This is a genomic window from Sphingobium aquiterrae, assembly GCF_037154135.1.
Taxonomy (GTDB): Bacteria; Pseudomonadota; Alphaproteobacteria; order Sphingomonadales; family Sphingomonadaceae; genus Sphingobium; species Sphingobium aquiterrae.
The window spans coordinates 25,656-51,906 of record NZ_JBANFL010000016.1; the positions used below are offsets into that span (position 1 = coordinate 25,656).

The following is a 26,251-nucleotide window of genomic DNA, read 5'->3' on the forward strand; positions in this document are numbered from 1 at the left end:
TCCGACACCCGATGCCCAACATGCTTGAACGCGCCAGCGCCGCCGCGCAGCGCCGCCTTGCCGTTGTGCCGGAGCCGTCCGCCGCGCTCGCGACCGCGCGGACCGCGATTATCGACATCGGATCGAACAGCGTCCGCCTGGTCGTGTATGACGGGCCGCGCCGGCTGCCCTTCACCCTGTTCAACGAAAAGGTGATGGCGGGGCTGGGCGCGTCGCTCAGCAGGACCGGCGCGATCGAGCCGGAGGCGATGGAGCGCGGCCTGCTGGCGCTCGCCCGTTTCCGCCATCTGGCCGCCGAGATGAAGGTGGATCATCTGCGCTGCGTGGCGACCGCCGCCGTGCGCGACGCTTCCAACGGGCATGAATTCATCGCGCGCGCCACGGCCATCGGCCTGCGGGTCGAGCTGCTCTCCGGCGCGCAGGAGGGGGCGGCATCGGGCTATGGCGTGCTCTCCGCCATTCCGGGCGCGGACGGCATTGTCGGCGATCTGGGCGGCGGCAGCCTGGAGCTGGTGCGGATCAGGGACGGCGCCGTGCATCAGGTGACGTCGCTGCCGCTGGGCGTGCTGCGCCTGCCGGAAATCCGGGCCAAGGGGCAGGGCGCGCTGGAACGCCATGTGAAGAAGCTGCTGGAGAAGGAAGGCTGGGACATTGGCGGCGGCCATGCGCAGCCCGGCCTGCCTTTCTACATGGTCGGCGGGTCATGGCGCGCGCTGGCGCGGCTGGACATGCAGTTGACGCAGTTTCCGCTGCCGGTCATCCACCATTATGAAATGGCGCCCGACCGCGCCGCCGGGCTGGTTCGCGTGATCGCCCATATGGCGCGCGATACGCTGAGGGGCGTGCCCGCGATCACCGCGTCGCGCATCCCGACCTTGCCGGGGGCCGCGGCGCTGCTTTCCGTCATGGTGCGGCAGTTGAAGAGTTCGCGGCTGATCGCTTCGGCTTATGGTCTGCGTGAGGGGCTGCTGTACGAGGCGCTGCCGCAGGACGTGCGGATGCAGGACCCGTTGCTGATCGCGGCGGAGGCGGAGGGCGAGGCGCAGGGGCGCTTTGCCGGCCATGGCGACCTGATCGAGAACTGGATCGCGCCGCTGTTCCTGGAGGATGGCGCGCGCTGGCGCCGCATCCGTCGCACCGCCTGTCTGCTGGCCGATGTGGGCTGGCGCGCGAACCCCGATTTCCGCTCCGAACGTGGCGTGGAGGTTGCGTTGCATGGCAGCTGGGTCGGCATCGATGTCGAGGGGCGGGCGATGCTGGCGCAGGCGCTGCACAGCAATTTTGGCGGCGGACCTAGCTCCCCGCCCGATGTCGCGCGGCTGGCCTCGCCCGACATGCTGCGCCGCGCGGCGCTGTGGGGCCTGGCGATCCGCCTTGGCCAGCGGCTCTCCGGCGGGGTCGAAGGCCCGCTGCGCGCGGGGCGGCTGGAAGCGGACGAGAAGGGGCTGCTGCTGGTGCTGCCCGCCCATCATGCCGACCTGTATGGCGAGGCGGTGGAGCGGCGCCTGAAGCAGCTGGCGCAGGCGATGGGGCTGAAATACCGGATGGAAGTGGAGGGCTGAGGAAGGGCCATGTGGCCTGCCCGCATGGCGGAAGGCGCGCGAGGGTGGCATGGAAATGTCCGGGCGGGCTATCGCTTGGCGCTGGCTGGAATGCGAGCGTTATTGACGGCATTCCTTCTCCCTATCGCCGAATCTTGGCCGGACATTCCGATGTCCTGCGTTGAGCCTTGCGGGAGAGGGCGGAAATCATGAGGCCGGGCTGCTGGTCGTGCCGGGCCGCACCCATGGCATCGGGCTGTCGATCGCCGGGCAGGAATATTTTGCATTTTCATATTATTTCGCCTACATGCGGGCCGCTGACGTCGCGTGCGACGGATATTGGGCAGCTTTTTGCCCCCTTTGTCCCTTTCTAGCCTTACAGAAGCCGGGATGCGCCGTTGTTGGCGTATGCCCGTCATACATGGGATAAAGGATACCCATATGACCACCATCACCGGAACCGTTAAATTCTTCAATGCCGACAAGGGCTATGGCTTTATTGCGCCTGAAAATGGCGGCGGCGATGCCTTTGTGCATATCTCTGCCGTCGAGCGCGCAGGGATGCATACGCTCGACAAGGATCAGCGCGTTTCCTACGAGCTTGAGACCGATCGTCGGGGCAAGACCTCGGCTGTGAATCTGCAGTCTGCCTGAAGACTCCATGGTGCGGGCAACCTGACGGTTGCTCGCACTGTTTCTTTTGAATATCCTGTCGCCGGGCCTTGTTGCGTGCCTTGCGGGCGCACCGGCCGATGCAGGACATGAAGACCGACAGGGCCGCCCATCATGCGATGGCGCCTGCGGCCGTTAACCGGGAATATCATATCATCCATGGCTTCCTATAAAGATCCCAGTTTTCAGGAGCGGACGGCACTTGCCAGGCAGGCGAAGCTGAAGGCCCTGACTCAATTGCAGAGCAAGCCCGTTGTGGACGAAGCGGTGATCGCTGAGCGTCGGGCTGCCGAACAGAAGCGTGAAGCGGCCGCCGAAGCGAAGCGCGCCGCCAGGCGTGCCGAAATCGCACAGGCCAAGGCGGACAAGGCCGCGGCCAGGCTGGACGCCGCCATTGTCGAGGAGGTGGCGGCCCCCCTGACCGACGCCGAGAAAAAGGCTGCGCGCGACGCGCGCTATGCCGCGCGCAAGGCCCGTAAATCCTGAGGGCAACCGCGTGCGATGGCGGTCATCGGGTCCATCGCGGCCCGGTGCCTGCCGGGGCTTCATAGATGTCTGGCCGGCAGGCCGGGGTCAACCCGTCACCCGCACCGCCCGTCACCCGCACCGTGCGGACGTGATCGCCATGTCCTTGTCATAGCTCACCGTCAGCCGGTCCGGGCGGAAGTCCATGGTCATGGCGGTGCCGGGGCCGCCCCAGCGCAGGGTTCTGGCGCCGGAGGCGGACAGCATCCGGGCGCCCAGTTCCGCCGTGGCCTTCTGGCCGATGAATTGCGCCACCGCTTCATTCTTGCAGGGGCCTTCGTCGCCCGCCGGCGCGGGGACAGGGGGCGTGCCCGCGTCGGCCTGCTGGCCCATGGGCGCGCAGGCGGTGAGCGGGGCCATGGCTGCGGTCGCGGCCAATGTGACGATTGCGGACATCCTGCTCATGCGGCGCTCTCCGTTCTGGTCATGCGCAGGCGGCCGTTGCGGACGGCGAAGGCCATGCGGCCCTCCACCAGGTCGACGGCGTCGCGCCCGAACTGTTCATAGCGCCATCCTTCGAGGATCGACAGCCCGTCGCGCACGCCGGCGGCAAGCGCATCCAGATCGTCCGAGCGGGCGAGCAGGCGCGAGGCCACGTTGATCTCGCGCGAGCGGATCTTGAGCAGCAGCTTCAGCAGGTCCGCCACCAGCGCGCCGTCCTTGCCCAGGCCCGGCTTCTTCGCGTCCTTCTCCGGCATCTCATCGCGACCGAGCGGCGCGAAATGTTCGAGTTCGGCCATCATCCGCGCGCCGATGTCATTGGCCTTCCAGGCGGTGGACAGCCCGCGCACCTTGGCAAGGTCTTCCTGCTTGCGCGGCGGGTGGCTGGCGATGTCGGCCAGCGTCTCGTCCTTGACGATGCGGCCGCGCGGCAGGTTCTTGTCCTGCGCCTCGCGCTCGCGCCAGGCGGCCAGTGCCTTGAGGCGCCCCAGCACGTCGGGCTTGCGGCTGGCGATGCGCACCCGCTTCCATGCGTCTTCGGGCAGGGTCATGTAATTGCCGGGATCGGTGATCCGCTCCATCTCCTGGTCGAGCCAGCCGCCACGGCCGGTCTTCTTCAGCTCCGCCAGCATCATCGGGAAAATCTGGATGAGATAGGTGACGTCGCCGATGGCATAGTCGATCTGGCGCTTGTCCAGCGGGCGGCGGCCCCAGTCGGTGAAGCGGGCGCCCTTGTCCAGATTGACGCCCAGCCACGCGTCGACCAGATTGCCATAGCCGATCTGCTCGCCAAGGCCGAGCGCCATCGCCGCGATCTGCGTGTCGAACATGGGAAAGGGCGTCTTGCCCGTCATGTTGAAGATGATTTCCAGATCCTGCCCGCCGGCATGGAAGACCTTGAGCACATCGTCATTGGCGACGAACAGGTCCAGCATCGGCGTCATGTCCAGGCCGGGCGCCTTGGGGTCGATGGCCGCGGCTTCATTGGCGTCGGCGATCTGGACCAGGCACAGGTCGGGCCAGTAGCTGTTCTCGCGCATGAACTCCGTATCGACGGCGATATAGGGCGATTGGGCGATGCGGGCGCAGAATTGGGCAAGGGTCTTGCTGTCGGTAATCAGCGGATGGATTTGCATATGGTCTTCGATCTTATTATGGGCTGGCCCGCTCCGTGGCGGGCAGGTCTTTATTCGACAATGAAGGCCATAGACCGCCAAACTGCATTTGTCATTTCCGCAAACGCTCTGGAAGAACGAAAACCATGCACGCCTATCGTACCCATGTCTGCGCCGAACTGCGCACCGCCCATGTCGGCGAAACCGTCCGTGTCTCGGGCTGGGTGCATCGCAAGCGCGATCATGGCGACCTGGTCTTCATCGACCTGCGCGACCATTATGGCATGATCCAGATCGTGACCGAGGTGGACGGCCCCGTCTTCCAGGTGATCGAATCCCTGCGCGCCGAAAGCGTCGTCACCATCACCGGCCGGGTGGTGGCCCGCGCGAACGAAGCGATCAACCCCAACCTGCCCACGGGTGAGGTCGAAATCCGCGCCGACGACGCGGTGGTCCTCTCCGCCGCGCAGGAGCTGCCGATGCCGGTGGCGGGCGACCAGGAATATCCCGAGGATATCCGCCTGCGTTACCGCTTCCTCGACCTGCGGCGGGAAAAGCTGCACGCCAATATCGTGAAGCGCACGAAGATCATCGCCGACATGCGCCGCCGCATGGAAGGGGAAGGCTTCACCGAATATTCGACACCGATCCTGACGGCGTCTTCGCCTGAGGGCGCGCGCGACTTCCTGGTGCCCAGCCGCATCCATGCCGGCAAGTTTTACGCCCTGCCGCAGGCACCGCAGCAGTATAAGCAGCTGCTGATGGTCGCCGGCTTCGACCGCTATTTCCAGATCGCGCCCTGCTTCCGCGACGAAGACCCGCGCGCCGACCGCCTGCCGGGCGAATTCTACCAGCTCGACCTGGAGATGAGCTTCGTCACGCAGGAAGATGTGTGGAACACGATGGAGCCGGTGATCGCCGGCGTGTTCGAGGCGTTCGCCGATGGCCGCCATGTGACGCCCGCGGGCAGCTTCCCGCGCATTCCCCATGCCGAGGCGATGCTGAAATACGGGTCGGACAAGCCGGACCTGCGCAACCCCGTCGTCATCACCGACGTGACCGCGCATTTCGTCGGATCGGGCTTCGGCATCTTCGCGAGCCTTGTGGACAGCGGCAGCGTGATCCGCGCGATCCCGGCGCCGGGCGCCGGCGCGGGCAGCCGCAAATTCTTCGACGAGATGAACAACTGGGCGCGTAGCGAGGGCTATTCGGGCCTTGGCTATATCAACATCAAGGATGGCGTGCCCGGTGGCCCGATCGCCAAGAACCATGGCGAGGACGCGACCGCGAAGCTGATCGCGGCGCTTGGCCTTGGCCCCAATGACGGCGTGTTCTTCGCCGCCGGCAAGGAAAGCCAGGCGGCCAGGCTCGCCGGGCTTGCGCGCAACCGCGTGGGCGAGCAGCTGGACCTGATCGACAAGAGCCGGTTCGAACTGTGCTGGATCGTAGACTTCCCCTTCTACGAATATGACGAGGACGAGAAGAAGATCGATTTCGCGCACAATCCTTTCTCCATGCCGCAGGGCGGGCTGGATGCGCTGAACGGGCAGGACCCGCTGACCATCAATGCCTATCAATATGACATGGTCTGCAACGGCTATGAGATCGCGTCGGGCTCCATTCGCAACCAGTCGCCCGAACTGATGGTCAAGGCGTTCGAACTGGTCGGCCTCAGCAAGGCGGATGTGGAGGAGCGCTTCGGCGGCCTCTATCGCGCGTTCCAATATGGCGCGCCGCCGCATGGCGGCATGGCCGCCGGCGTCGACCGCATCGTCATGCTGCTGTGCGACGCGCAGAACCTGCGCGAGATCACGCTGTTCCCGATGAACCAGCGCGCCGAAGACCTGCTGATGAGCGCGCCCAGCCCGGCGGCCTTGAAGCAACTGCGCGAGCTGCACATCCGCGTGGTGGAGCCGAGCAAGGGCTGACCTGTCGATCGGCACTGGCTATATCCTTCCTGTCATGCTGAACTTGATCCGGCATGACAGGAAAGGGCGCGCGCATGACGATCAGGCTTGAGGATTACGAAAAGGGCCACAAGCTGGACGGCGACTATGACGAGGCGCTGTCGGACCTGCAGGAGCGGCTGGCCAAGGTGCAGGTCGCCCATATCGTCCACCAGCGCCGATCGGTCATCATGTTCGAGGGCTGGGATGCGGCCGGCAAGGGCGGCATCATCAAGCGGATGACGGCAGAATGGGACCCCCGCTATTTCCAGGTCTGGCCGATCAGCGCCCCGACCGAGGAAGAAAAGGACCGCCATTTCCTCTGGCGCTTCTGGGCACGCCTGCCCGCCAGTCGCAACATCTCCGTGTTCGACCGCAGCTGGTATGGCCGGGTGCTGGTGGAGCGGGTGGAGGGCTATTGCGCCGAGCGCGAATGGAAGCGCGGCTATGACGAGATCAACGAATTCGAGGCGCAGCAGGTCGACCACGGCACGAATTTCGTCAAGCTGTTCATCCATGTGACCCAGAAGGAGCAGGACGAGCAGCTCGCCCAGCGGCTCGACACGCCCTGGAAGCGGTGGAAGACCGGCATGGAGGATTACCGCAACCGCGCCCGGCGCGAGGATTATCTCGACGCCATCCACGACATGTTCAAGCATACCGACAGCCGCTGGGCGCCGTGGAAGGTGATCGACGGCAACAACCGCAAGGCGGCGCGGATCGCGGCGCTCACCCATATCGCCGACACGCTGGAAAAGCTGGTGCCCATGCACATGCCGGATGCCGACCCGGAGGTGGTGAAGCTGGCGAAGAAGGCATTCGGCTACGAACCGCGCGAGGACTGATCCGCGTTGCGCCCCTGAAGGCCGGCGACGCGCGGGCGAATATCCCTTCCGGCCGGAACAAGGCGATGGCGCCGGCGCCCGGAAAGCCGCATATCGGTTCCGGCGGCGTAGCGAGAGGATAGACAGGACGTGCCCCAGATTTCCCATGCGCTTGTCGGCCTGTTGGGGGCGATGGCCGCCGGGCTGCTGGTGGGCATGGAACGGGGCTGGACGCAGCGGGCGCTGGGCGCGGGGCGGCGGGTCGCGGGCTTTCGCACCTTTGCCCTGATCGGCCTGTGCGGCGGCATTGCGGGGCTGCTGTCCGATCCTCTGGCGGTGCTGATGGGGTTCGTGGTGACGGTGCCGCTGGCGATCGGATATTGGCGGGCCGCGCGCGAGGATGCGCAGTCGGCCACGACGACGATCGCCGGCATGCTGACCTTCGGCATCGGGGTCGTCGCCGTCCGCGTGACGCCCGGCATCGCGCTGGCCGCCGCCGCCGCGACCTTCGCGATCCTGAACGCGCGGCAGTCCATGCACGCGCTGCTGAAGGGCATGAGCGAGGAGGAGATCGAGGGGGTTGCCCGTTTCCTGATCGTGGCGCTGGTCGTGCTGCCGCTGCTGCCCGATGCCGATTACGGGCCCTATGGCGCCTGGAACCCGCGCGGCATCTGGATGGTCGTGGTGCTGGTGGCCGGCCTTTCTTTCGCGGGCTATGTCGCGGCGCGACGCTTTGGCAGCGAACGTAGCATCCTGATCATCGCGGTGACGGGCGCGCTGGTATCCTCGACGGCGGTCACGGCCGATTTCGCCCGGCGGTTGAAGGGCGAGCCGGAGTCGCGGGGGGCGTTGACGGCGGGCATCGCGCTGGCCTCCATCGTCATGTTCGTGCGGGTGCAGGTGCTGGCCTTCATGCTGGTGCCGCGTGCCGTGCCCACATTGGCGCTCGTCATGGCGCCGGCGACCGTCACGGCATCCCTGCTCGCATTTCTGGCGTGGCGCCGGCAGGCGTCGGATGGCGGCGGGCCGGTGCGGCTGGGCAATCCCTTTGCGTTCGGGCCGGCGTTGCTGCTGGCGGGGCTGGTCGCCCTGCTCTCCCTCGTCGCGCGCTGGGCGCTCGCGCATTTTGGCGACCGGGGCATCGCCGTCGTGCTGGGGCTGACCGGCATGATGGATGTGGATGCCGCCGTGCTGACGCTGGCGGGGCTGCCCGACATGCTGATGGACGGCGCGACGAGCGGGCTGGTGCTGGCGACGCCGGTGCTGGTCAACACCGCCGCGAAGGCGGGGATGGCGATCGTCATCGCCGGCTGGCGCGAGGGGTTCCGCGCGGTCCTGCCGCTGCTGCTATCGCTTGCCGCCTCGCTGGCGGGCCTTGTCCTCTATGCCATGAGCCGCTGATCCGGCGGATCGCCCGCGCAACCAGATAGGCCCGCGCCGTAGGATATGCCCGCGCCGTCAGGCGATGCCGGCTAACGGGACGATGCGCTATGCGTCGATGGCTTCCTCGTCCACGGCGGCGGCATTTTCCTGGATGAAGGCGAAGCGGTGGGCGGGGTTGGTGCCCATCAGCCGGTCGACCAGATCGCGCACCTGCTGCCGGTCCTCGATATCGGGGGGCAGGGTGACGCGGATGAGGCCGCGCGTCCTGGGGTCCATGGTGGTTTCGCGCAGCTGCATCGGGTTCATCTCGCCAAGGCCCTTGAACCGGCTGACCTCCACCTTCTTGCCCTTGAACTCCTTGGCCATGATTTCGGCGCGGTGGGCGTCGTCGCGGGCGTAGAGGCTCTTGCCGCCGGCCACGATGCGGTAGAGCGGCGGCTGGGCGAGGTAGAGATGGCCGCGCCGCACCAGCTCGGGCATTTCCTGGAAGAAGAAGGTCATCAGCAGCGTCGCGATATGCGCGCCGTCCACATCCGCGTCGGTCATGATGACGATGCGTTCGTAGCGCAGATTGTCCGGGTTGCAATCCTTGCGGGTGCCGCAGCCCAGCGCCTGGATCATGTCCGCGATTTCCTGGTTCGCCAGGATCTTGGCATTGTTGGCCGAAGCGACGTTCAATATCTTGCCGCGCAGGGGCAGGATCGCCTGGGTCTTGCGGTCGCGCGCCTGCTTGGCGCTGCCGCCGGCGCTGTCGCCCTCCACAAGGAAGATCTCGGTGCCTTCCGGGTCGTCGCCCGAACAGTCGGTCAGCTTGCCGGGCAGGCGCAGCTTGCGCGCGCTGGTCGCCGTCTTGCGCTTGATTTCCTTTTCCTGCTTGCGCTTCAGGCGCTCGTCCATGCGGTCCAGCACATAGGCGAGCAGCGCCTTGCCGCGATCCATATTGTCCGACAGGAAATGGTCGAAATGGTCGCGCACGGCATTTTCCACGAGGCGCGCGGCCTCGGGGCTGGTCAGCCGATCCTTGGTCTGGCTCTGGAACTGGGGATCGCGGATGAAGACGGACAGCATGATCTCGCTGGAGGTCATCACATCTTCGGCGGTGATGTCCTTCGCCTTCTTCTGCCCCACAAGGTCGGCAAAGGCGCGGATGCCCTTGACCAGCGCCGCGCGCAGGCCCGCTTCATGGGTGCCGCCGTCGGGGGTGGGGATGGTGTTGCAATACCAGCTGTAGCTGCCGTCCGACCACAGTGGCCAGGCGACCGCCCATTCCACGCGCCCCGCCCCGCCGGGGAAATCCTGCGCGCCGGAAAAGAATTGCGTGGTCGCGCATTCGCGCTCCCCCACCTGTTCCCGCAGATGGTCGGCCAGGCCGCCGGGGAACTGGAACACGGCTTCGGTCGGGGTCTCGTCGGCGATCAGCTCGGCCGCGCATTTCCAGCGGATCTCGACGCCCGCGAACAGATAGGCCTTCGATCGCGCCAGCTTGTGCAGCCGGGCGGGCTTGAACTTCATCTCGCCGAAGATTTCGGTGTCGGGGATGAAGGCGACGGAGGTGCCGCGTCGGTTGGGGGCCGCGCCGACCTTTTCCAGCGGGCCGAGCGACAGGCCACGGCTGAAGCTCTGGCGGAACAGCTCCTTGTTGCGGGCGACTTCGACCGTCGTGTCGAGCGACAGCGCGTTGACCACGCTGATGCCGACGCCGTGCAGGCCACCGGAGGTCGCATAGGCCTTGTCGCTGAACTTGCCGCCCGAATGCAGCGTCGTCATGATGACTTCCAGCGCCGACTTGCCGGGGAATTTGGGGTGCGGATCGACCGGGATGCCACGGCCATTGTCGATGATGGTCAGGCGGTTGCCCGGTTCCAGCGTGATCTCGATGCGGGTCGCGTGGCCGGCGACGGCCTCGTCCATCGCATTGTCCAGCACTTCGGAGGCGAGGTGATGGAAGGCGCGCTCGTCCGTGCCGCCGATATACATGCCGGGCCGCCGGCGCACCGGCTCCAGCCCCTCCAGCACCTCGATGGCGGAGGCATCATAGTCTGTGGCGGTCTGCGGGGTTTTTGCGAAAAGATCTTCGTCGGACATGGTCCCCGGTATAAGCGCGCTCGCCCGGCTGGCAAGCGGGGAGAGGGGGCGGGCTGTCCTGACAGGCGGGAGAATAGGATGGAAGGTCTGGCGTGATTACCGCTTGGGTCGTCATGCTGAACGCGTTTCAGCATCCATTTGTCCCCACGAGCCAAGGTTGAGGAGGCGGGATGGATGCTGAAACGCGTTCAGCATGACGGTGGAGGGGAAACCTAAAGCGTCTTCTGCTCCGTCCGCTTCGGCGCTTCGCGTGGCCCTGCCTGCAGGCTCTTGAGTTGCCCTAGGCGCGCGCGGAAGGCGGAGAGTTCGCGCCCGGCCAGTTGCGCGGCGGTGGTGAAGGTGATCGACAGCGGGTTCACGTTCACGCCGTTGCGATACAGCTCATAATGCAGATGCGGGCCGGTCGACAGGCCGGTGGAGCCGACATAGCCGATCACCTGCCCGCGCCGCACGCGCTGGCCGGGGACCGACGCGATGCGGCTCATATGCGCATAGCCGGTGGCGATGCCGCCGCCATGCTGGATCTTCACATAATTGCCATGGCCGCCATGCCGCCCGGCATAGACGACGATGCCGTCCGTCACCGCATAGATCGGCGAACCATAGGCTGCGGCGAAGTCGATCCCCGCGTGCATGCGGGTATAGCCCAGGATCGGGTGACGGCGCATGCCGTAACTGGACGATGTGCGCCCCGCCACCGGCTGGGCCAGCACGCCGCGACGTTCGCCCACGCCCGACGCCTCGAACCATTCGGTGCGGCCGCCGGTCGTCCATTTGAGCATGTCGATGTCGCGGCCGCGTGCGCGGGAGAGGCCGGCATAGAGCAGGTCGCCGACCTCCTCGTCGCCGGTTTCGGCACGGCGGTGGGCGACGATGATGTCGTAACGGTCGCCCGCATTGATATTCTCGATCTCCAGCTGCTGCGCGATCACGCGCAGGAAGGACTGGATCGCCTTGGGTGGCGCGCCGGCGGCACGGGCCGAACGATACAGGCTCTCGCCCACGACGCCGCGAATGCGCAGCGGGGTGTCGTCGACGCGAATGGGGATGCGGGTGATCCGCAACTGGCCGTTTTCGCGCGAGACCTGGACGCCAAGGTCCAGCCGGGCGCGGAAGGCAAGGGTTTCCAGCGGGCGCGGGGCGGAACGGCTGGCGCGGCGGCCCAGCACGATGTCGAGCCGCGTGCCGGGCTTGAGCGCGCCGGGCGCGACATCGCCGCCCACCAGACTGGTGATGGCGCCGATGTCGTTGCTGGAAACGCCGGCGCGGGAGAGGGCGCGGGCGAAGCTGTCGCCGATGCCCACCGCCGCCGTCAGGTCGATGCGCGGGCGCTCGGGCGTTTCGCCCAGCGGTGAGACCGCGTCCGTCGGCCCCATATGCCGGCCGCTGTCGGCGCCGAGCGCCAGCGGCGTGATCATCTGGCTGCGGATTTCATCGAAGGCGCGCTGGTCCATCTGCGCTTCGGGGGCGGCGGGCAGCGGGTGGAAACCGGGGGAAAGGGCGATGGCGCCGGCGCACAGCCCGACGCAGGTGAAAAGGCCCCGGAACCATTGCCGGCTGCCGATATGCTGGCCAAGATCGGGCACCAGGTCGACGTCGTCGGCCCAGTCCTTCAGGCGCATGCGCCAGTCGCGCCGCTCGGTCGCCGGGGTGGGGGTAGCGTCGGCCCCCGCCAGCCACAACGAGGCTACGCCTCCGCCCTGGCCAGGCTGGTGATCCCTGTGATGAAACAAAACCGGCAACCCCCCGGGTCTATTTTTTGCTGCCACGACCCCCGCGCCGCGCCATTGCGGCCATTCTTGTGAACCAGCAGCCTTAAAGTCAAATTAACAAATGAGTTAACCATATTTGCATGCGGTGAATTGTGCCGGCCGAAGGGTGACAGGAACAGGGGGCGCCGACCGGCATCTTCGTCGCGCCCGCGACAATCATTCCCCTTGCGCCGCGCTTTGCCTTTGCCGACATAGAGGTTGTCATGGCCAATTTCGCGCGATCTGCAGTTACGGCCGTGCTTGGCCCCACCAATACCGGCAAGACCCATCTGGCGGTCGAGCGGATGTGCGGCCATTCCAGCGGCCTCATGGGCTTTCCGCTGCGCCTGCTGGCGCGCGAGATCTATGACCGGGTGGTCGCGCAGAAGGGCGCGGGCCAGGTCGCGCTGCTGACCGGCGAGGAGAAGATCGCGCCGCCCGGCGCCCGCTATGTGCTCTGCACGGCAGAGGCGATGCCGGCGAACAGCGACCATGCCTTTGTCGCGCTGGACGAGGCGCAGCTGGGCGCGGACCCCGAGCGCGGGCATGTGTTCACCGACCGCCTGCTGCATGCGCGCGGGCGCGAGGAGACGATGATCCTGGGCTCCGCGACCATCGCGCCGCTGATACGCAAGCTGGTGCCGGACGCGGAGATCGTCGCCCGCCCGCGCTTTTCGACGCTCAGCTATGCCGGCGCGAAGAAACTCTCCCGCCTGCCGCGCCGCTCCGCCATCGTCGCCTTCTCCGCGGCGGAGGTCTATGCCGTGGCCGAAATGCTGCGGCGGATGCGCGGCGGCGCGGCGGTGGTGATGGGCGCGCTGTCGCCCGCCACGCGCAATGCGCAGGTGGCGATGTTCATGAATGGCGACGTCGATTATCTGGTCGCCACCGACGCGATCGGCATGGGCCTCAACCTGGACGTGCATCATGTCGCCTTTGCCAGCCTCACCAAGTTCGACGGGCAGCGCACGCGCCGGCTGACGGTGAGCGAGATGGCGCAGATCGCCGGGCGCGCCGGGCGGCATCATCGCGACGGCACCTTCGGCTCGCTGGGCGGGGAGGGGAGCGAAGCCGCCTTCACGCCCGAGGAGATCATGGCGATCGAGGAGCATCGCTTCCCCCGGCTCGATTTCCTCTACTGGCGCGATGGCGATCCGCGGTGCGACAGCCTGGACCTGTTGATCGAGGATCTGGAGACGCGGCCCGAGCGCCCCGAATTGCGGGCCGCGCCGCAGGCCATCGACCTCACCGTGCTCAAGCATCTGGCCGACGATCCGCTGGTGCGCGAGCGGGTGCGGGGCCGCGCGCAGGTGGGGCGGCTGTGGGACGCATGCGGCCTGCCCGATTTCCAGAAGCTGGGCACGGACCATCATGTCCGCATGGTGCAGCGGTTGTGGCGGTTCCTGTCCGAGGGCAACGGCCATATCCCGACGGACTGGTTTGCCCAGCATGTCGCGCGGCTGGACAGCGTGCAGGGCGATATCGACACGCTGTCGGGCCGAATCGCGGCGGCGCGGACATGGTCCTATGTCGCCAACCGGCCCGACTGGCTGGCGCAGCCGGACGAGATGATCGAGCGCACCCGCGCATTGGAAACGCGCCTGTCCGATGCTCTGCACGCCGCGCTGACACAGCGGTTCGTAGACCGGCGAACGGCGGTATTGCTGCGCGATATGGGGCTGGATGCCTCGCAATTGCCGATGGAAATCGATGCCGACGGCAGCGTCAGTATCGACGGCGAGACGATCGGGCGTCTTGACGGATTTCGATTCTCGGTCGATCCCGATGCGCGCGGTGGAGACCGCAAGATGCTGCTGGCGGCAGCGGAACGACGATTGGGGAAGATTTTGACCGGTAAGGCGGAAGAATTGCTGGCGGCGGCCGATACGGCATTTGCGCTGGGTGCGGAGGCGGGCGAGGTGCCTGCGCTGTTGTGGGATGGCGCGAAGGTCGCGACGCTGGTGGCCGGCCCCGCGCTGTTGTCGCCGGAAATCCGGCTGGACAAGGCGATGATGACGCTCGCGCAGGATGTGCAGAAGCGCATTGTCGAGCGGCTGGGCGCGTGGATGGAGGCGCAGAAGGAGCGCCACCTGCTGCCGCTCACGAAGATGGTGGCGAGCGCGAGCGATCCGGAGGTGCCGCCGGTGGTGCGCGCCGTCTTTGCCCAGTTGGCGGACGCCGGGGGCATCATCGCGCGCGTCGATATCGACGATTCGCTGGGGCATCTGGACAAGGACCAGCGGCACCTGCTGCGGCGCGCGGGCATCGTGATCGGCGTGCTCGACCTGTTCCACCAGGGGCTGCTGAAGCCGGGCGCGGCGCGCTGGCGGCTGGCGCTGATGGCGGCGCGGCGTGGCCTGGCCATGCTGCCGGTGCCGCCCGCCGGGCTGACGCTGCTGACGCTGGAGGACAGGCAGGCGCAGACTGGCGCGCGGCTGGCAGGGTTCCGCTCCTTTGGCGACAGGCAGCTGCGCATCGACATGGCCGAGCGCATGGCGCGGGCCGCGCATGAGGCGATCGCGAAGGGGGAGGCGTTCACCGCGCTCAGCCCGCAGATCGTGTCGCTGGGGCTGGATGAGCCCGCTTTCCTGCAACTGATGCGTGCGGCCGGTTTCCGCCCGGTCGAGGCCCCGCCGGAAGGGGGCGCCAACTGGGCATTCCGTGGCCGGCAGAAGGCGCGCAAGCCCGAAGCGCATGGGGGCAGGCAAGAGGGCAAGGGGCAAGAGGGCAAGGGCGGGCGCCCGTCCGGCCCGCGCGCGCGGCAACAGCCCCCCGGCGGCGCCTCTGCTGGCCATGGATCGGCCAGTGCAGGCGCGAAGGCCGGCCCGGCGACGGGCAATGCCTTTGCCGGGCTTGCCGCGCTGCTGGGTGGCAATGGCTGAACCGCGCCGCGCAACATCCGCTGCCGGCGGCCCGGCGCTGCGCATCGACAAATATCTCTGGTTCGTGCGGCTTGCCGGCAGCCGGACGCTGGCGCAGAAAATGGCCGAGGAGGGGCATATCCGCGTCAACGGCCGCCGCATCGAGCGCGCCCATGCGCCGGTGCGGCCGGGCGACCTCATCACCTTTCCCGAGGGCGGGCATGTGCGCGTGGTGCGGGTGAGCGCGCTTCCCGCCCGCCGCGGCCCCGTGCCGGAGGCGCGGGCCTGCTATGAGGAAATCATGGTGGGGGGCTGAAGAAATGCTTGGCTCGCGGATATTGACCTGCGGGCGACGCCGGAATAGCAGGGCGGCCAATTCCCGTCGAAACTTGAGTGCTGCACAATGACCTATGTCGTGACCGACGCCTGCATCCGCTGCAAATATATGGATTGCGTCGAGGTGTGCCCTGTGGATTGCTTCTACGAGGGTGAGAACATGCTGGTCATCAACCCCAGCGAGTGCATCGACTGCGGCGTGTGCGAACCGGAATGCCCGGCCGAAGCGATTCTGCCCGATACCGAGAACGGCCTGGAAAAATGGCTGGAACTCAACACGAAATATTCGGCGGAATGGCCCAACATCACGGTAAAGGGGGAAGCGCCCGCCGACGCCGATGACTATAAGGACCAGGAAGGCAAGTTCGAGAAGTTCTTCTCGGCCGAGCCGGGCTCTGGCGACTGACATCTGCCTCCGGTCCGTTCGCGCTTGTGCTGCGGGCGCTGGATGACAGGATGCCGGATGTCGGGATGATTATGGGTTTTCTGCGTGGCGAAGCTGCGCGGGGTGGTAATTTTATTACGAATCTGCTACATGGACGTTAGCAGGCGGCCCATCCCCCGTGGCCGCGTGGAGAAGAAACGTCCCATGACTTGACGATGGCGTCGCGGATTCAAAGGCATGATGCCCCGCACATGCTCCGTCGCGCCACGCTGTTTCCCAGATTAGAAAGGTTCGCAATGGCTGCCAAGGCCCTGTCCTTTGACGTCGGTGACTATGTTGTATACCCCAAGCACGGCGTCGGCCGCGTAATCGAGCTGCAGAAAGAGCAGATCGCCGGCATGGAGCTGGAACTTTATGTGCTGCGTTTCGAAAAGGAGCGCATGACGCTCCGCGTGCCCACCAACAAGGCCGAAGGCGTCGGCATGCGCAAGCTGTCGTCCAACAAGACGCTGGAAGAGGCCATGGAAACGCTGAAGGGCAAGCCCAAGGTCAAGCGCACCATGTGGTCGCGCCGCGCGCAGGAATATGAAGCGAAGATCAATTCGGGCGACCTGGTGTCGATCGCCGAAGTGACGCGCGACCTGTTCCGCGCCGACGACCAGCCCGAGCAGAGCTATTCCGAGCGCCAGATCTTCGAGGCCGCCTCCAGCCGCCTCGCCCGCGAGCTGGCCGCGATGGAAGAGACCGACGAGCCTGGCGCGCTGAAGAAGATCCTCGCGATCCTCAACGAGGCCGCGCCGAAATATAACAAGGAAAAGGTGGACTGAGCCGACCGCGGTAAGTCTATCCGACGGAAGAGGGCGCCTGCGGGCGCCCTTTTTTGTGCGCGCCTTTTGCGGGCGTTGTGCGCGGTGCTGCCGGGCGGGGCCAGCATTGCGGGGGCGTGCGGGTCAAGGCCCCGCGCTTGCCCCGGGAAGGGAAGCGCCGCAATCGCTCAGGTCGAAAACCGGCTTTCGCGCTTTTCCGCATCCGGTCCGAACGGCAACAGCGCGTCATAAAAGGCGCGGTCGGGCTTGTCCTCGACCGCAACGCCGCTGCGCAGCAGGAAGGCGTGGCGCACGATCTCCGCCTGCTGTTCGATCCCATAGCGCGCGAAGGGCTTGCCGGGCTCGACCTCATAGCCATAGCGGCAGAAGGGGTGGCGCATCAGCGGCAGCCACCATCTGCCGCGCGTCTGCGCCTGCCACACATGGGTCATCTCATGGATGAACAGCCCCTGCAGGTGCAGTGGCGAGGCGCAGAAATCGTCGCAGAACAGGCCGCCTTGCGGGTGGAACCACAGATGCCCGTCCGGCGCCATGGCGACGCCGCGGGGCTGCAGCGGCCACCATTTCCGGTTGTGGACGCGCACGGCATCATAGGCGATCGCGCGTCCGAAGACGGAGGCGGCCAGCGTCCGTTCCGCCGCCGTCAGGGGGCGTCCGCTCATCGGGTCATCGGGCCGTGTGCGCCGCCCCGGTCATTCCTTCGCGCCGCTCGCATTGGCGGCGGGCGCGGGCGCGCCGTCGCTGGGCTTGCGGATCACCGCGTCCACGATGATGCGGTCGCCATTGGAAAAGAGGAAGGTCAGCGGCATCGTGCCCTGCTGCACCGCGGTCGGGTTCACGCCCCACAGCATGATATGCTTGCCGCCCGGCGCGAAGGTGACTTCGGCTTTCGCGGCAATGTCGACGCTTTCGATCGGCTGCATCACCATCATGCCGTCATGCTTCATGCTCTCGTGCATCTCGATCCGCTGCGCGCGGTCGGTGATGACGCCGCGCAGCTGCACGGCCTGCGGCCCGCCATGCACGGTGAAATAGCCGGCCGAGGGATTGCCGGGGTTGGGCGAGAGCCGGACCCATGCCTGGTCGACATAAAGCGGCTGCGGATCGCCGCAGGCCGAAAGCGCCAGTGGCAGCGCCAATATGGCGACGGCGCAAAGGCCCGCTTTTCCCCCCGCTTTTCGCTTTGATGAAGCGAGGCTATGCTTCATTGCGGTGGCCAGTCGGCGCAGGGGGGCGGGCATTGTGATATCTCCTGGGGATTGTCTCGTTTCCGGTCGGTTCCCACCGTAATCATCGTACCTCCTTGTGCCAAGGAAAAGCGCGCCTATATCGCTCATGCAATCCGGCCTTGCCTTGGCGCATTCGTGAGGTATTGGGCCGTCAACCGCTGAACATCTTGGGGTTTGAAGAGGAAGAAATGGCAAAAGTAATCGGTATCGATCTGGGTACGACCAACAGCTGCATCGCTGTCATGGACGGCGGCAAGCCCAAGGTGATCGAAAATGCGGAAGGCGCGCGTACCACGCCCTCCATCGTCGCCTTCACCAAGGATGGCGAGCGCCTGATCGGCCAGCCCGCCAAGCGGCAGGCCGTCACCAATGGCGACAACACGATCTTCGCGGTGAAGCGCCTGATCGGCCGCCGCTTCGACGATCCGATGACCAAGAAGGACATGGAGCTGGTGCCCTACAGCATCGCCAAGGGCTCCAATGGCGACGCATGGGTGAAGGCCGGTGGCGAAGATTATTCGCCCAGCCAGATTTCCGCCTTCATCCTGCAGAAAATGAAGGAAACCGCCGAGAGCTATCTGGGCGAGACCGTGACGCAGGCCGTGATCACCGTGCCGGCCTACTTCAACGACGCCCAGCGCCAGGCGACCAAGGACGCCGGCAAGATCGCGGGCCTTGAAGTGCTGCGCATCATCAACGAGCCGACCGCGGCCGCGCTCGCCTATGGCCTCGACAAGCAGGACGGCAAGACCATCGCCGTCTATGACCTTGGCGGCGGCACCTTCGACATCTCGATCCTCGAGATCGGCGACGGCGTGTTCGAAGTGAAGTCGACCAATGGCGACACCTTCCTGGGCGGCGAGGATTTCGACGCCAAGCTGGTGCAGTATCTGGCCGACGCGTTCCAGAAGGATGAGGGCATCGACCTCACCAAGGACAAGCTGGCGCTGCAGCGTCTGAAGGAAGCGGCCGAAAAGGCGAAGATCGAGCTGTCGTCCGCGCAGTCGACCGAAGTCAACCTGCCCTTCATCACCGCCGACCAGAATGGCCCCAAGCATCTGGTGAAGACGATCACCCGCGCCGATCTGGAGCGTCTGGTTGCCGACCTCATCAAGCGCACGATGGAACCCTGCAAGAAGGCGATGGCCGACGCGGGCATCACCGCCAGCGAGATCAGCGAAGTCGTTCTGGTGGGCGGCATGACCCGCATGCCCAAGGTGCGCGACGCCGTGAAGGAATTCTTCGGCAAGGAACCGCACACCGGCGTCAACCCGGACGAAGTCGTCGCCATGGGCGCGGCGATCCAGGCCGGCGTGCTGCAGGGCGACGTCAAGGACGTGCTGCTGCTCGACGTGACCCCGCTGTCGCTGGGCATCGAGACGCTGGGCGGCGTGTTCACCCGCATGATCGACCGCAACACCACCATCCCCGCCAAGAAGTCGCAGGTCTATTCGACCGCCGACGACAACCAGCAGGCGGTGACGATCCGCGTGTTCCAGGGCGAGCGTGAAATGGCGGCGGACAACAAGATTCTCGGCCAGTTCGATCTGGTCGGCATCCCGCCGGCGCCGCGTGGCGTGCCGCAGATCGAGGTGACGTTCGACATCGACGCCAACGGCCTCGTGAACGTGTCCGCCAAGGACAAGGGCACCGGCAAGGAGCAGCAGATCAAGATCCAGGCGTCGGGCGGCCTCAATGATGCCGACATCGACCAGATGGTGAAGGATGCCGAGCGCTTCGCCGAGGAAGACAAGAAGCGCCGTGAGGCAGCCGAGGCGAAGAACAACGCCGAGAGCCTGATCCACACCACCGAGCGCCAGATCGAAGAGCATGGCGACAAGGTCGACGCTGCCCTCAAGTCCGAGATCGAGACCGCGATTGCCGCGACCAAATCTGCCGTGGAAAGCGGCGATGCGGAAGCCATGCAGTCCAAGGCGCAGGAGCTTGCCCAGGTGGCGATGAAGCTGGGCCAGGCGATCTACGAGAAGGAACAGGCCGCTGGTGCCTCTCCGACGGCCGATGGCGCTGCCAAGGCCGATGACGATGTGGTCGACGCCGAATTCTCGGAAGTGGACGACAACAAGGCATAACGGATGCGCTCTCGCCGTCATCTCCACGGACGCGGGGATGACGGCGAAGAGATGCCGTCGGGGGCAAGATGAGCACCGAAATCGATTTTTACGAGCTGCTCGAAATCGAGCGCACCGCTGATGCTACGACAATCAAGAGCGCTTATCGCAAGCTCGCGATGAAATATCACCCCGACAAGACCGGGGGCTGCTCCGATGGCGAGGCAAAGTTCAAGGCGGTCTCGGAGGCCTATGAATGCCTGAAGGACCCGCAGAAGCGGGCGGCCTATGACCGTTTCGGCCATGCGGCGTTCAAAAATGGCGGCGCGGGCGGCGGCCATGGCGGCTTTGGCGGCGGCGCGGGCGGCTTTTCCGACATCGGCGATATTTTCGAGACGATCTTCGGCGGCGGTGGCGGCTTTGGCGGCGGCGGGCGTCAGCAGAACCGGCGCGGCGCCGACCTGCGCTACGATCTGGAAATCTCGCTCGAAGAAGCCTTTCACGGCAAGTCGACCGAGATCGAGGTCGAGATTTCCGCCTCCTGCGAGACCTGCGACGGATCGGGCGCGACGCCGGGCACCGGGGTCAAGGGCTGCACCACCTGCAACGGCCATGGCCAGGTGCGGGCGCAGCAGGGCTTTTTTGTGGTCGAGCGGACCTGCCCGTCCTGCCATGGCGCCGGCAAGGTGATCGAAAGCCCCTGTCGCTCCTGCCGGGGCGAAGGGCGCGTGGACAAGCAGCAGACGCTGTCGGTCGACATTCCCGCCGGCGTGGACGAAGGCACGCGCATCCGCCTTTCCGGCAAGGGCGAGGCCGGCGCGCGCGGCGCGCCTGCGGGCGATCTTTACATCTTCCTGCATGTGAAGCGCCACGCGATCTTCGAGCGGGAAGGCACGACGCTCTTTTGCCGGGTGCCGGTGAGCTTCACCACCGCCTCGCTGGGCGGCACCATCGAGGTGCCGGGCCTCGACAAGGAGGTCCACGAAATCCGCATTCCCGCCGGCATCCAGTCCGGCAAGCAACTGCGCCAGCGCGGCGCGGGCATGCCCGTGCTCAACAGCCGCGGCATGGGCGACATGGTGGTGCAGATCGACGTCGAAACCCCCACCCGCCTGACCGCGAAGCAGCGCGAATTGCTGGAAGCCTTCCGCGAGACGGAAACGGGCGAGGAATGCCCGGCGTCGTCGGGCTTCTTCACCAAGCTCAAGGATATGTGGGGGTAGGGGGCGTGGGCGCATGTTGCGCCCTTCCTTCCCCCGTGATTTCCCTCGTCACCCCAGCGAAAGCTGGGGTCTCAGGCCTCATACGATAACATCGAACAAGTCATCCCAATCGGGATTGGCTTGTTCGATCAGTTCGATCTTCCACGCGCGCCGCCATGCCTTCATCGCCTTCTCTCGGGCAATGGCGTCCATGATCGTCGGGTGGTGTTCGGCCAGGACCAGCCGCTTGATGCCGTAGCGACGGCAGAAGGCTGAACCCGGGCCCTGCCTGTGCTGGAAAATGCGCGCGGGCAGATCGGCTGTCACGCCGATATACAAGACGCCGTGCGGCTCGTTCGTCATGATGTAGGTCCAGCCGCCGGTCGTTGCGAGAGGTTAGTCGTCTAGGCAGGAGATGCCAGCTTTCGCTGGCATGATGTTTATTTTCCTGCGTTTTCTTCAATGCCCGTCGCTGGACCAGTGCGGCGGGTCGGATGGCAGTTTCACCACGCCATGGCTTCGGCCGACCTTGTGCAGCGCCCCGTTGCTGCCGTCGCGTGGGGCGCCGATCCGTTGCAGCGTGCCGGCGCCGTCGCGCACCGCCAGCGTGCCTGTCCAGCCGATCGTCATGTCGATCGCCTTGCCCTCGATATGGCGGGAGTTGAGCGCGGGGAGATAGGCGATGCCGAACAGGTCGGCCATCTGCTGCGCGGCCTTCCGGGAGGCGGCGAGGGTGCCGTGGTCCCAGAGGATGTCGCAATCGGCATAGGGCGGCACGGCGCCGGGTGCTTCCTGCCCCTTGGCGATGCGATAGCAATGGTGCATCAGCCAGGCGCGGGTGGGGTTGCGGCGCGTGGCGCCGATCCGCACGCTGGCCCCGGCATCGCGCAGGGCGGTGACGAAGGCGTGGGCCTTGCCGCGAAAGGGATCGGCCAGGGCGTTGATGTCCGCGCTGTTGGCATAGCGTGCCTGATTGGCGTGCCACCATGCCGCGCCGCTCAGCCGTGCCGGGTCCATGGCCTGCGGATCGGCTTCGGCCAGCAGCCTTGTCCAGCTCCTGCCGCCGGGGTCGATGCGGCCATCGGGGCGGATCATGCCGATGATGCGGAACTGGAAGGCGCCGATCGCCGCGACGGTGCGCGCGCCGCACTGGCCGTCCGCCACCAGCGGCGGCAGGCCGAGCAGGGCCGTCAATATGTTCAGCAGGCGCTGGACCAGCGCCACGTCGGCGGGCGCATTGGCGCCGCCCTTTCCCACAGATGATATGATCGCGGCCACGCGCGCCTCCCCGGAAGACAGGATGTCAATTGTCCGGGTCGGCCTCGATCCTGTCTTCATAGCCTGCGAGCGCCGCCACCACATCCTGGTTCTTGGCATAGCGCTGGCGCAGATCTGCCAGTTTCGCGTCGGTCCCGGTACACAGGTCGCGGATGCTCTTTTCCAGATAGGCCCGCCGTTCGGCGTCATAGGGCTCTTCCCCCCGGAAATGATCGCACCCGTCACGATCGACCATGAACGTCGTGACCTCTGTAGGAAAGGGTGTTGGATCGCCCGCGACGTTCGATTCGGGCAGGTCGGGCAGGGGGGCTTCTTCGGGGGCCGGGGGCTGTCGGCCGGGCGATGGCGTGTCGCCGTGGCGCGGCGGCGGCGTTTCGGCGGCGGCATTGGCATCGGCCACCTCGGTCAGCATGGTATCGCCTTGCACAGGCGTGGCATTGGTCGCGGGGGTGGCGGAAGCGCCGGTTTCGCCACGGCTGTCCCGCGTCGCCGTGCCCGCTCCGGAGGAGCATGCGGTGGTGGCGCAAAGCAGCGTCAGCGCCAGCAGCTTCGCGATCCCTGCCCCCGTCGCGCCATATCCTGTCACCCCACATCCTTCCTCAGGCTCGCGATCAGTTCCGCGACGAGCGGCAGGCGCTCCGCCTCCTCGTCCAGGATCGCACGGAACGCGCGCGCCCTATATCGCGCCGCAGCGCCTTCGGGAAGCTGGACTCCGGCAGGCAGGGCGGAAATCACGATGTCGATCAGCCGCTCGGCCCCGTGCAGCCGCCCCCACAGATAGTCATGCTCGCGATAGGCGCGGCTGAAGAAGGCGCCGAAGCTGTTGAATTCAAGGCCCCGCAGCACGACGTCCTGCCCGTCCGGGTGCAGCGCGGAGCAGTCATCGGGCGAAATCCGGTCGACCTTCACCGGGTCATATTCGTCCAGCCCTTCGCCCTGCAGCAGCGGCAGGGTGGCGATGTCGTAAAAGGGGAAGCCCAGATAGGCGAGCAGGATCTGCCGCCGCTCGTCACGCGGCAGCGCCCAGAGTGCTTCGGAGAGCATCGCCTCGGCCGTGGTGTCGCGGCTCTTGAGGTCGCGTGCCGCCTCCAGCGCGGCCATGGCGCGCGCCGGGTCGCTGGCGGTGAGCTTTGCCGCGGCGATGACGTCGTCGTCATAATAATCGGCCGCCTCGCATTCGAGATACAGCGCCAGGCCGCCATAGACGGCGTCGCGGATGGCGGTGAGCGCTTCGGGCGCGGCATGGCCGCTCACCTCCAGCGTTTCGGCAAGGCGGCGGGCCAGGAAACGCAGGCGGCGGACGCGGAAGCCCAGGTCATGCTGGCGAAAAAACTGTATCGTCTGTTCGGTCGCTTCGTTGCGGCGATGCTCGCGGATCTGGTCGATCTCTTCCGCGCGGACCTGCTGCCAGAGCGCCTGGCGCCAGTTTTCGCGCGCCATCGCGCTGCCGTCGCCGCCGATGCGGAAGAGGATGTCGGCCATTTCCTCGACGATGCTGGACAGTTTCAGATGGGCATAGGCGGGATAGGCAAAGCCCGCCGCCGCGGCCGCGCGGCGCTGTGCCTTCGCCCGCCAGTTGGCCAGGCGGGCAAGGGTGGGCCGGTCTAGGAACAGCGTGCCGCCAAAGGCCGCCTCGACATCCTCCTCTATGCCCTCGCGCATCGCCTCCATGATGTGCTGCATGCGGCGGATGCTGCGGGAGCGCTGTTCGATCACGTCCAGATTTTCCCGGATCGGCTGTTCGCGCGGGATGTCGCTGAGCGCGCCGAAGATGGTGCGGAAGAAACCGGGCAGCGGCGGGGCCTCCCCCTCCGTCGGCGGCTGTTCCTCGCCGCCATGGGTCAGGCGGATGCTGCGATGGCTGGGCTTGGGATCGATGAAGACGAAGCGGCGGTCCACCTCGCGCCGGGCGGGGCGATTGCGCAGCGCGCGGATCGCCTGGGCAAAGGGCGCGTTGGCGAGCACCGATCCGTCGATCAGCACGGCGTCCTCGGCCTTGCCCAAGGCCGCATGGCGGGGCAGCACGCGGGCCAGGAAGGGGTCGCGCCCCGGCCATGGCTGTTTGCGGCCCGCCAGCACCCTGTCCAGCTCGCGCACGGTGAAGGGGGGGAAGGCGCCGGGAAAGCTGGCCGTGGCGCGGGCGGCAAAGGCCAGTTCCGCCGGATCGGCGAAGTGCCGGCAACCGATGCCGCGCGCGCGAAAGCCGATGGACAGGCGATGCTCGGTCTCCGTCACCTGCGGCGGGCTGTGGAGCGACAGACGCTCGGAATAGCCATCGAAATCCGTCACCGTCACGAACAGGTCGAGCGGATGGCCGCGCGGCACCAGCGTCGGGCCGGCCGGCGCCTTCGCCATCGCGTCCAGCGCGTCCAGCAGCATCGTGCAGAAGCCTTCGCCGCCAAAGGGCGGTTCGAACCAGCGCGAGCGGATGAAATTGCTGAGTTTGTGCCGCACTTCCTCGCGCGTTTCCGGCGCGACCGTCTGTTCGATCGTGTCGCCGGGATGCCGCGCCGCCATCCAGACCAGCGGCGTCGCCCAGAATTTGGTGACGCGCGCGGCGGGCCGGGCATCCGGGTCCAGCAGCCGGTCGACATCGGCATAATCGAGCCACAGCGCCGTCAGCGCGTCCAGCGATTGCCCGGTCTCGATGGCCTGCGCCAGGAAGATCGCGTTGATGCCGCCCGCGCTTGCGCCCGACAGGATGTCCACAAAGACCCGCAGCCGCAGCCCGGTGACATGCTCCACCTCGCGCAGCATGTCGCGATAGACGGTCGCGATAGGGTCGCCGGGTTCGGTCCCGTCGTGAAAGGCGCGGCTTGCACGGCTGAGATGCCATATCTCCTTGGTGATGCCGTGCATGTAGACGGCAAGGCTGATGCCGCCATAGCAGACCAGCGCCAGTCTTAGCTCCTTCTCCCTCATAGGCTGGAAATCGCAGATGCGGGGAGCCAAGTCGAGCAAAACACGCTGGCCTTCGCGTCGGCCTTCATGCTGGCCGCGTCAGGCCAGCTGCAGTTCCGCCCAGATCGGCAGATGATCGGACGCCCGGCGGGAGGCCGCGCTTTCATGCACGCCGCAGTTGACCAGGGTCAGCGCGTCGTTGAACATGATCCGGTCCAGCCGCGCCACCGGCCGCCGTGCGTGGAAGCTGCGGCCGCAGGGCGCGAAGCGGTAATGCCGGGCGAAATCGGCGAGGCAACCGCGCTCGGCGCTCCATTCGTTGAGGTCGCCCATCAGCACCGTGGGCATCGGCGCGGCGCTGTGGGCGGCATGGATGACTGCCGCCGCCTGCCGCCGCCGCCAGAGGCCCGAGAGGTCGAGATGCATGCCGAACAGCCGCAGCGCAATGCCCTTCGCCTCCACCTCCGCCGTCACCGCGCCGCGCGGTTCCAGGCAGGGGAGGTGGACGATGTCATGCGCGGCCACGGATGCGTCCTTGCGTATCAGCAGGGCATTGCCGTGCCAGCCCATGCTGTCGGCATGGACGTTGATCGGCACCGAGCGATAGGGGCTGTGGCTTTCCAGCAGAAGCGGCGGAATGGCGGCGATGCGGGTGCCGAATCGGCGGTCAGCCTCTTGCAGGGCGATGACGTCGGCATCCAGTTCCGCCAGCACGTCGAGCACGCGCTCCGGATTGCGCCGGCGGTCGGTGCCGATCGCCTTGCGGATGTTGTAGCTGGCGACACGCAGGGTAGGGCGGCTCATGAAAACGCCATGCATCAGACGCCGCGCAGTTTCCAGCCCGGTGATCTACGAAGGGGCTGGCGTTCTGTATATGTTC

General features: G+C 66.6%; 23 protein-coding genes. 12 read left to right on the plus strand and 11 right to left on the minus strand.

Annotation, left to right across the window (positions count from 1 at the left end):
- Positions 1–11: 11 nt before the first annotated feature.
- The 3 genes from WFP78_RS16700 to WFP78_RS16710 all read left to right on the plus strand — a co-directional run bounded on the left by WFP78_RS16700 (position 12) and on the right by WFP78_RS16710 (position 2,699).
- Positions 12–1,562, plus strand: coding sequence for a Ppx/GppA family phosphatase (locus tag WFP78_RS16700; RefSeq protein ID WP_336964861.1), 1,551 nt, complete (start codon positions 12–14; stop codon positions 1,560–1,562).
- 420 nt (positions 1,563–1,982) lie between these two features.
- Positions 1,983–2,195 (plus strand): cold-shock protein, encoded by a 213-nt coding sequence (locus tag WFP78_RS16705; protein WP_336964864.1) that lies wholly within the window; start codon positions 1,983–1,985, stop codon positions 2,193–2,195.
- Between the two features lie 132 nt (positions 2,196–2,327).
- Positions 2,328–2,699 (plus strand): DUF6481 family protein, encoded by a 372-nt coding sequence (locus tag WFP78_RS16710; protein WP_419722989.1) that lies wholly within the window; start codon positions 2,328–2,330, stop codon positions 2,697–2,699.
- A 111-nt stretch (positions 2,700–2,810) separates the two neighbouring features.
- Here WFP78_RS16710 and WFP78_RS16715 read toward each other — a convergent pair whose 3' ends face one another.
- Both WFP78_RS16715 and rnd read right to left on the minus strand, forming a co-directional pair.
- The gene (locus tag WFP78_RS16715) at positions 2,811–3,143 is read right to left on the minus strand and encodes an I78 family peptidase inhibitor (RefSeq protein WP_419722990.1); all 333 of its coding nucleotides are present in this window, start codon (positions 3,141–3,143) and stop codon (positions 2,811–2,813) included.
- Positions 3,140–4,315 (minus strand): ribonuclease D, encoded by a 1,176-nt coding sequence (rnd, locus tag WFP78_RS16720; RefSeq protein WP_336964867.1) that lies wholly within the window; start codon positions 4,313–4,315, stop codon positions 3,140–3,142. Before rnd ends, WFP78_RS16715 begins: the two co-directional genes overlap by 4 nt.
- A 125-nt stretch (positions 4,316–4,440) precedes the next feature.
- On the opposite strand from rnd, the gene aspS reads away from it, so the two are divergent.
- The 3 genes from aspS (at position 4,441) to WFP78_RS16735 (ending at position 8,465) form a co-directional block, all read left to right on the plus strand.
- On the plus strand, positions 4,441–6,222 hold the full coding sequence (gene aspS / locus WFP78_RS16725) for an aspartate--tRNA ligase (protein ID WP_336964870.1): 1,782 nt from the start codon (positions 4,441–4,443) through the stop codon (positions 6,220–6,222).
- A gap of 74 nt (positions 6,223–6,296) precedes the next feature.
- Positions 6,297–7,085, plus strand: coding sequence for a polyphosphate kinase 2 family protein (locus WFP78_RS16730; protein ID WP_336964873.1), 789 nt, complete (start codon positions 6,297–6,299; stop codon positions 7,083–7,085).
- Positions 7,086–7,214: 129 nt separating this feature from the next.
- A complete protein-coding gene (locus tag WFP78_RS16735) occupies positions 7,215–8,465 on the plus strand; it encodes an MgtC/SapB family protein (protein ID WP_336964876.1) in 1,251 nt (416 codons plus the stop codon).
- A gap of 87 nt (positions 8,466–8,552) precedes the next feature.
- Here WFP78_RS16735 and parE read toward each other — a convergent pair whose 3' ends face one another.
- Both parE and WFP78_RS16745 read right to left on the minus strand, forming a co-directional pair.
- On the minus strand, positions 8,553–10,532 hold the full coding sequence (parE, locus tag WFP78_RS16740) for a DNA topoisomerase IV subunit B (RefSeq protein WP_336964879.1): 1,980 nt from the start codon (positions 10,530–10,532) through the stop codon (positions 8,553–8,555).
- 212 nt (positions 10,533–10,744) lie between these two features.
- A complete protein-coding gene (locus WFP78_RS16745; protein WP_419722993.1) occupies positions 10,745–12,265 on the minus strand; it encodes a M23 family metallopeptidase in 1,521 nt (506 codons plus the stop codon).
- Positions 12,266–12,507: 242 nt separating this feature from the next.
- Between WFP78_RS16745 and WFP78_RS16750 the strand changes: the two genes are divergently transcribed.
- The 4 genes from WFP78_RS16750 to WFP78_RS16765 all read left to right on the plus strand — a co-directional run bounded on the left by WFP78_RS16750 (position 12,508) and on the right by WFP78_RS16765 (position 16,692).
- Positions 12,508–15,165, plus strand: coding sequence for a helicase-related protein (locus WFP78_RS16750; RefSeq protein WP_336964882.1), 2,658 nt, complete (start codon positions 12,508–12,510; stop codon positions 15,163–15,165).
- Positions 15,158–15,460, plus strand: coding sequence for an RNA-binding S4 domain-containing protein (locus WFP78_RS16755; protein WP_336964885.1), 303 nt, complete (start codon positions 15,158–15,160; stop codon positions 15,458–15,460). Before WFP78_RS16750 ends, WFP78_RS16755 begins: the two co-directional genes overlap by 8 nt.
- Positions 15,461–15,547: 87 nt before the next feature.
- Entirely contained in the window at positions 15,548–15,886 is a 339-nt protein-coding gene (gene fdxA, locus WFP78_RS16760) for a ferredoxin FdxA (protein ID WP_336964888.1), read from the plus strand.
- Positions 15,887–16,161: 275 nt separating this feature from the next.
- Entirely contained in the window at positions 16,162–16,692 is a 531-nt protein-coding gene (locus tag WFP78_RS16765; protein ID WP_336964891.1) for a CarD family transcriptional regulator, read from the plus strand.
- Positions 16,693–16,859: 167 nt separating this feature from the next.
- Here WFP78_RS16765 and WFP78_RS16770 read toward each other — a convergent pair whose 3' ends face one another.
- Positions 16,860–17,354, minus strand: a complete 495-nt coding sequence (locus WFP78_RS16770) for a vgr related protein (RefSeq protein WP_336964894.1) — start codon at positions 17,352–17,354, stop codon at positions 16,860–16,862.
- Positions 17,355–17,384: 30 nt separating this feature from the next.
- Positions 17,385–17,900 carry a copper chaperone PCu(A)C gene (locus WFP78_RS16775; RefSeq protein ID WP_336965147.1) on the minus strand — a complete coding sequence of 172 codons (516 nt, stop codon included), beginning with the start codon at positions 17,898–17,900 and terminating at the stop codon, positions 17,385–17,387.
- Positions 17,901–18,109: 209 nt separating this feature from the next.
- Here WFP78_RS16775 and dnaK point away from each other — a divergent pair, with 209 nt between their 5' ends.
- A complete protein-coding gene (gene dnaK, locus WFP78_RS16780; RefSeq protein ID WP_336964896.1) occupies positions 18,110–20,011 on the plus strand; it encodes a molecular chaperone DnaK in 1,902 nt (633 codons plus the stop codon).
- A 68-nt stretch (positions 20,012–20,079) separates the two neighbouring features.
- Positions 20,080–21,213, plus strand: coding sequence for a molecular chaperone DnaJ (gene dnaJ, locus WFP78_RS16785; protein WP_336964898.1), 1,134 nt, complete (start codon positions 20,080–20,082; stop codon positions 21,211–21,213).
- Positions 21,214–21,291: 78 nt separating this feature from the next.
- On the opposite strand, the gene WFP78_RS16790 is transcribed toward dnaJ, so the two are convergent.
- The 5 genes from WFP78_RS16790 to WFP78_RS16810 form a co-directional block, all read right to left on the minus strand.
- The gene (locus WFP78_RS16790; RefSeq protein WP_336965150.1) at positions 21,292–21,558 is read right to left on the minus strand and encodes a GIY-YIG nuclease family protein; all 267 of its coding nucleotides are present in this window, start codon (positions 21,556–21,558) and stop codon (positions 21,292–21,294) included.
- 93 nt (positions 21,559–21,651) lie between these two features.
- Complete coding sequence (locus WFP78_RS16795; RefSeq protein ID WP_336964901.1) at positions 21,652–22,470, minus strand: peptidoglycan-binding domain-containing protein; 819 nt, start codon at positions 22,468–22,470, stop codon at positions 21,652–21,654.
- A 25-nt stretch (positions 22,471–22,495) separates the two neighbouring features.
- The gene (locus WFP78_RS16800; protein WP_336964903.1) at positions 22,496–23,056 is read right to left on the minus strand and encodes a hypothetical protein; all 561 of its coding nucleotides are present in this window, start codon (positions 23,054–23,056) and stop codon (positions 22,496–22,498) included.
- The gene (locus WFP78_RS16805; RefSeq protein ID WP_336964905.1) at positions 23,053–25,392 is read right to left on the minus strand and encodes a patatin-like protein; all 2,340 of its coding nucleotides are present in this window, start codon (positions 25,390–25,392) and stop codon (positions 23,053–23,055) included. Before WFP78_RS16805 ends, WFP78_RS16800 begins: the two co-directional genes overlap by 4 nt.
- Before the next feature lie 78 nt (positions 25,393–25,470).
- Entirely contained in the window at positions 25,471–26,175 is a 705-nt protein-coding gene (locus WFP78_RS16810) for an endonuclease/exonuclease/phosphatase family protein (RefSeq protein ID WP_336964908.1), read from the minus strand.
- Positions 26,176–26,251 lie beyond the last annotated feature (76 nt).